Source organism: Wolbachia endosymbiont of Drosophila barbarae (assembly GCF_044752445.1).
In the GTDB taxonomy this organism is placed as follows: domain Bacteria; phylum Pseudomonadota; class Alphaproteobacteria; order Rickettsiales; family Anaplasmataceae; genus Wolbachia; species Wolbachia pipientis.
In genome coordinates, this window is the sequence record NZ_JBIXJM010000180.1 from 1 (window position 1) to 5154 (window position 5154).

The 5154-nt window shown below is 34.9% G+C and carries 6 protein-coding genes; 3 read left to right on the plus strand and 3 right to left on the minus strand.

Translation table 11 applies throughout. From position 1 onward, the window contains the following. Window positions 1-117 (minus strand): IS630 transposase-related protein (locus ACIPNH_RS03685; RefSeq protein ID WP_400771409.1); only part of this gene is annotated, 117 nt, incomplete at its 3' end. Between the two features lie 33 nt (window positions 118-150). Next, a complete protein-coding gene (locus ACIPNH_RS03690) occupies window positions 151-1092 on the minus strand; it encodes a hypothetical protein (protein WP_400771805.1) in 942 nt (313 codons plus the stop codon). Between the two features lie 136 nt (window positions 1093-1228). Between ACIPNH_RS03690 and elbB the strand changes: the two genes are divergently transcribed. After that, the gene (gene elbB, locus ACIPNH_RS03695) at window positions 1229-1936 is read left to right on the plus strand and encodes an isoprenoid biosynthesis glyoxalase ElbB (RefSeq protein WP_039963711.1); all 708 of its coding nucleotides are present in this window, start codon (window positions 1229-1231) and stop codon (window positions 1934-1936) included. 175 nt (window positions 1937-2111) lie between these two features. Then, window positions 2112-2420, plus strand: coding sequence for a hypothetical protein (locus ACIPNH_RS03700; RefSeq protein ID WP_010081942.1), 309 nt, complete (start codon window positions 2112-2114; stop codon window positions 2418-2420). Between the two features lie 2 nt (window positions 2421-2422). On the opposite strand, the gene ACIPNH_RS03705 is transcribed toward ACIPNH_RS03700, so the two are convergent. Beyond that, window positions 2423-3970 (minus strand): peptidoglycan D,D-transpeptidase FtsI family protein, encoded by a 1548-nt coding sequence (locus tag ACIPNH_RS03705; protein ID WP_400771808.1) that lies wholly within the window; start codon window positions 3968-3970, stop codon window positions 2423-2425. 20 nt (window positions 3971-3990) lie between these two features. On the opposite strand from ACIPNH_RS03705, the gene ispH reads away from it, so the two are divergent. Next, window positions 3991-4920, plus strand: a complete 930-nt coding sequence (gene ispH, locus ACIPNH_RS03710) for a 4-hydroxy-3-methylbut-2-enyl diphosphate reductase (protein ID WP_400771810.1) — start codon at window positions 3991-3993, stop codon at window positions 4918-4920. The last annotated feature ends 234 nt before the right edge of the window (window positions 4921-5154 follow it).

The following is a 5154-nucleotide window of genomic DNA, read 5'->3' on the forward strand; positions in this document are numbered from 1 at the left end:
CTCCCATAAAGTAGTTCGTCCAATTTTAAATCTTGCTGCCACTGTTTCTCTGCTTTCTCCTTCGTCTAGCGCTTCCATTGCTTTTTTCCTTAAGTCATAACTATATGCTGCTGGCACTCAACCTCCTTATCATCTTCTATCCTTATCTTATCACATCCGGACTTCTATGAAAAGAGCTATAACTTTTTGTTCTACCTCTTTTATGTCACTACCAATTGCCATAATTGCAGGTTGAAATTCGCTCATAAAATCTACAAGTTTCTCCATGTCTTCCTCATGAGTACTAGTACCCTTGCTCATAAGATTGTTCAAAAGACCAGCCTTATCTTCCCTTATTAACTGTCTTATGGCTGCTAGTTGCTCTTGATTCTGAAGCATTTTTATTATTTTTATTTCATTACTAAGCATTGTTCTTTCTCCTTCATCAGCTTCAAGATTCTTTTCCATTAAGTTGCTTATTAGCTTTTCAAAATTATTTTCTCTTCTTTGAACCTCAGGTAATTTATCTATTAAATCCTTATATGAACTTTTCACTGCTTTTCCTGCTTCAATCGCACCTTCTTTTATTTTTTCCCCTGCCTTTCCTATACCTATTCCTACATAACGTGCTCCAATAGCCACAAGCGCTATTAATGTAGCAAGCACAATAAGCGGAGAAAATGCTGCTCCTAATACCATTACGGCAGAAGCTATTCCAATTTTTTTATTTGCAGAGGCTGATTTAAAATAATTGACTAGATTATCCAGTGGACCTTTATTATTATTTATAACATTACTTATTGCTTGTTGGTTAACAGATTTTAACGCCTCTTCTATTATTTTTGAGTTAACATTTTCAGAAGTTAAACCTTCAAGCACTTCTTCAATGAATTTTATAAATAATTCTTTGTTGACCTCCTTTTGCAAGCCTTGGTCATTAATCGCTAAACCTAAATCTTTGAGGTTCATCCCTTTAACTTGTTCTGATAGGGTTGTAAATAACTCTTTTTTCCCCTCTTGTGAGGATTGTGCAATACTTTCTATTATATCTGAAATAGCTTTTCTTAGTTCTGGATAGTCAGTGTCAAAAAACATACTATTGCTAGATTCCATATTCAGCTTCGTTGATTATAAATATGCCTAATTATACATGCTAATCATTAATTATATTATAATTGATATAACATACCCCTTTCCAAATATAGAATTTGTATTAAAATATCTAGATTATATGAAATCAAGGTACTTTATGGGTGAAAAAAAATTAAAAGCTGCTGTGGTCTTATCAGGGTGTGGTCACCTTGACGGTGTAGAGGTAAGAGAAGCGGTTTTAAGTTTGCTTGTGCTTGATCAGCAGGAAGTGGATGTTAAATGCTTTGCACCTGATATCAATATCACACAAGTTATGAATCATAGAACAAAAGAGGCAACAAAAGAAAAAAGGAATGTACTTGTGGAAGCAGCAAGAATCGCAAGAGGCGAAATATATGACTTAAAAGAAGCCAAAGCTGAAAATTTTGACATGCTAGTTGTACCTGGTGGATACGGGGTTGCGAAAAATTTATCTGACTTAGCTGAAAGTAAAGACATGGTGACAGTAATGCCTGAATTTGAAAGATTAGTTTCAGAATTTTTTGTTACAAAAAAGCCAATAGGAGCGATATGCATATCTCCAGCCATCATTGTTTCAATTTTAAGTAGCAAGATAGGTAAAGAAGAAAGTAAGGTTAAGGTAACTATAGGAGATGACAGAGAACAGTTGATAGAAAGGCTTGGCGGCGAGCACATAAAATGCGATACAGAGTTATCAATAGAAGACGAAGAACATAATGTATTTTCCTGTTCTGCTTATATGCGTAGCGACGAAAGTACATACTCTGTATATCAAGGGATAAAGCATATGATTGACAGCATGGTAAAAAAGATTAACAAAAAAACTAAACAGCCATTCCTATAAGGTGTACTAAATAAGACTTCTCTATTAATCACACAATTAACTGTTGAATTTTACATTTCTAGCTGTATTATGGCTACGTAGCTAAAGTAACTTAGGTTTATCGACGCTTTACTACTTGTTAGCGGTGTGGTGTAGTGGCCATATATGTTTAGTTCTTTTTTTTAAGGTATTTTGTATGTCAGATCTTTTCTATATTGAAACTACGTGTTGTGTGGACGGTCAGTGTGATGTCTATACAGGGGAAGTGAGTTTTAATGATGTCATGTTAGGCAAGTTCAGTCTAAATTCGTGCAGCGGGAAAGAAGCTATGATAAATCTAGACATTATTACATTCGATATTAATATCGCTATTGATGGTCAAAATGGAAAGACAATAAAAAAAGACCTTAAAGGTCTTGAATTTGTAACTAAAGATGATGGTTCTTGGTATATTAATAAGGATTTTGGTGATGATAAATTTGAAGTTGTAGTAAAGCAATCATAATTTTACATCTCAGGTGTAACATTTAGTATAGGCGCTATTCTATTTATAATGTTCTTTACTATAGGCGCAGCAATTATTCCCCCGGTATGGTGCATCCCTTGAGGCTCATCAATAGCAATTAGCACTATGTACCTTGGGTCAAGCATAGTTAGCACTCCTATAAATGATGCTATGTTTGCATCTTTGCTATATTTACCATCTACAACTTTTTCCGCCGATCCAGTTTTTCCTCCTATTGAATATGCCTTTATTTTTGCTTTTCTGCCAGTGCCATCTGTTACTGCTGCACGTAATAATTTTCTCATTTCCCTGGAAGTTCTTCTTGAGATAATTTGCTCTCCTATACTTCTTTTATTCAACATCAAGGTTGCGTTATGAAATATCCCATTATTGATTAATGCTGCTGCAGTTTGTGCAAGATGTATAGGAGTTACAGCTATGCCATAACCATAAGATGCTGTTATTAAAGTGTTTTCACTCCATTTATCCGGGATTATCGGTGTGGATTTTTCTGGTATTTCTATTTTCAAAGGAGAAAATAGCTTCATAGCTTTAAAGTATTCTACCTGTTTTTCAATACCTAGTTTGACTGCAATTTTTGCTGCACCAATGTTGGATGATTTTACAAATATATCTTGCACAGTAATTTTTGGAATTTTAGATTTATGAAAATCCTGAATTTTATACTTTCCAATGGTGATTGGTGTTGATACGTCATATAAATCGCTAGTTTTTGTAGCGTTCGCATCAAGCGCTGCGGCTATTGTAAAGTATTTTAATACCGACCCCATCTCATATACCCCAAGACTGGCGCGATTAAACTTTTGTACGTCTTCTGCCTTATTCTGTAAGTTGGGATTAAAATCAGGTAGGCTGACCATCGAGATGACTTCACTATTTCTCACATTTAAAACAATTCCTACTCCGCCAAGTGCCTGATATCTGCTTACAGCTTTAGTTAGCTCTTCATGCACTATGCTTTGCACTCGTGTATCTAAGGATAGTATTAGGGGCTTTTCTTGCTCATTGTTTTTACTTATATACGCCTCAACTCCTGCAATACCATTGCCATCTATGTCAGTGTAACCAAGCACGTGTGAAAATAAATTACTGTGAGGATATATACGCTTTATGTCGTCATAAAAATTTACTCCTGGTACACCAGCGTTTTTGATCGCTAGTAATTCTTTTGGAGTCAAGTGCCGCTTTATCCAAGCAAATTTCTTTTCTGAAGTAAGTACTCTATATAAGTTCTTGTATTCGAGGTCATGCAAAGTAGAACACAGTTGTGCTGCTATACTTTCCGGATTCTTTACTTTGGTTGCATCTATATATAGTGATGTTGTGGGCACATTTGTTGCTATTACCACTCCATTTCTATCTAAAATATCAGGTTGTTTATGTACTATATTATCTTTTCTAAAATTTTCTGAAGTAGTAGGTTGATCAAATGTTAAAGAGAATATGCGAAAAATAATTATTATATAAAACGTAAATAATGGTACTATAAAACACAGTGAGCGGAGCTTATTTTTAAGTAATGCTTGCATATTTACTTGATTTGACAAAAATGGAAATCATCTTAGCTGAACCACGAGGTTTTTGTGCCGGGGTAAAAAGAGCTGTGGACATATTAGCTATTACTTTAGAAAAATACAAAAACGAGCGCCAAGTTTATGTGCTACACGAAATTGTTCACAATAAATATATAGTAGAGGACTTTAAGAAACAAGGAGTGGTTTTTGTAAGCAGTATCGAGGAAATTGAAGATAATGAAGGAATACTGATCTTCAGCGCGCACGGAGTATCAAAAAATATAGAAGATGAGGCAAAAAGAAAGGGTATTCAAGTGATTGATGCAACATGTCCTTTAGTCAACAAAGTGCATAAAGAAGCAAAAAGGTATGAAAACAGTGGTAAAGAATTAATTCTCATTGGGCATGAAAACCATCCAGAAGTTAAGGGAATTAGGGGAAGAGTAAACAATCCTATCACTTTAGTGCAAACTTTGCAGGATGTATATGATTTAAAGGTTAAAGATCCAGATAATTTGTCTTATGTTACACAAACTACGTTAAGCATCGACGATACCCGTGACATTATTGCTGCCTTGAAATTAAGGTTTCCAGGCATAACAGGTCCAGATTTAAAGGACATATGCTATGCAACGCAAAACAGACAAAATGCTGTTAAAAAGCTAGCTGAAATTGTAGACATGGTATTAGTTGTAGGAAGTAAAAATAGCTCAAATTCAAACCGCTTATTAGATCTGTGCACTGCCAGAGGAAAAAGAGCCTACTTGATTGATAATTACAGCTGTGTGAATAAAAGCTGGTTTCAGGGCGTAGAAAAGATAGGAATCACCGCAGGTGCTTCCGCTCCTGACATATTAGTTGATGAATTAATAGACTACCTAAAAGTAAACCTGAGTGTAAAAATTTCAGTTATACCAGGTGGTATTACTGAAAATGTTCAGTTTAAAATACCGAATCTGGTTTAAAACACAACTTATCTACTAAACTTCTCTTGAAATCACACAAACCAGCATCTATAGCTAAGACGTCATACCGCGATTCATTAGACTTCTTGCATAACCATATAACAAACTTTTATTGGGAATAGAAACGAAAAAACTTGCTTGACAAACTCCGCCAGCCCTCTTATCATGAAACTGAAGCTATTGTATTTGCTTTCGCCAATCTGCAGATTAAAAGGTAAGGATTACTTAATGTAT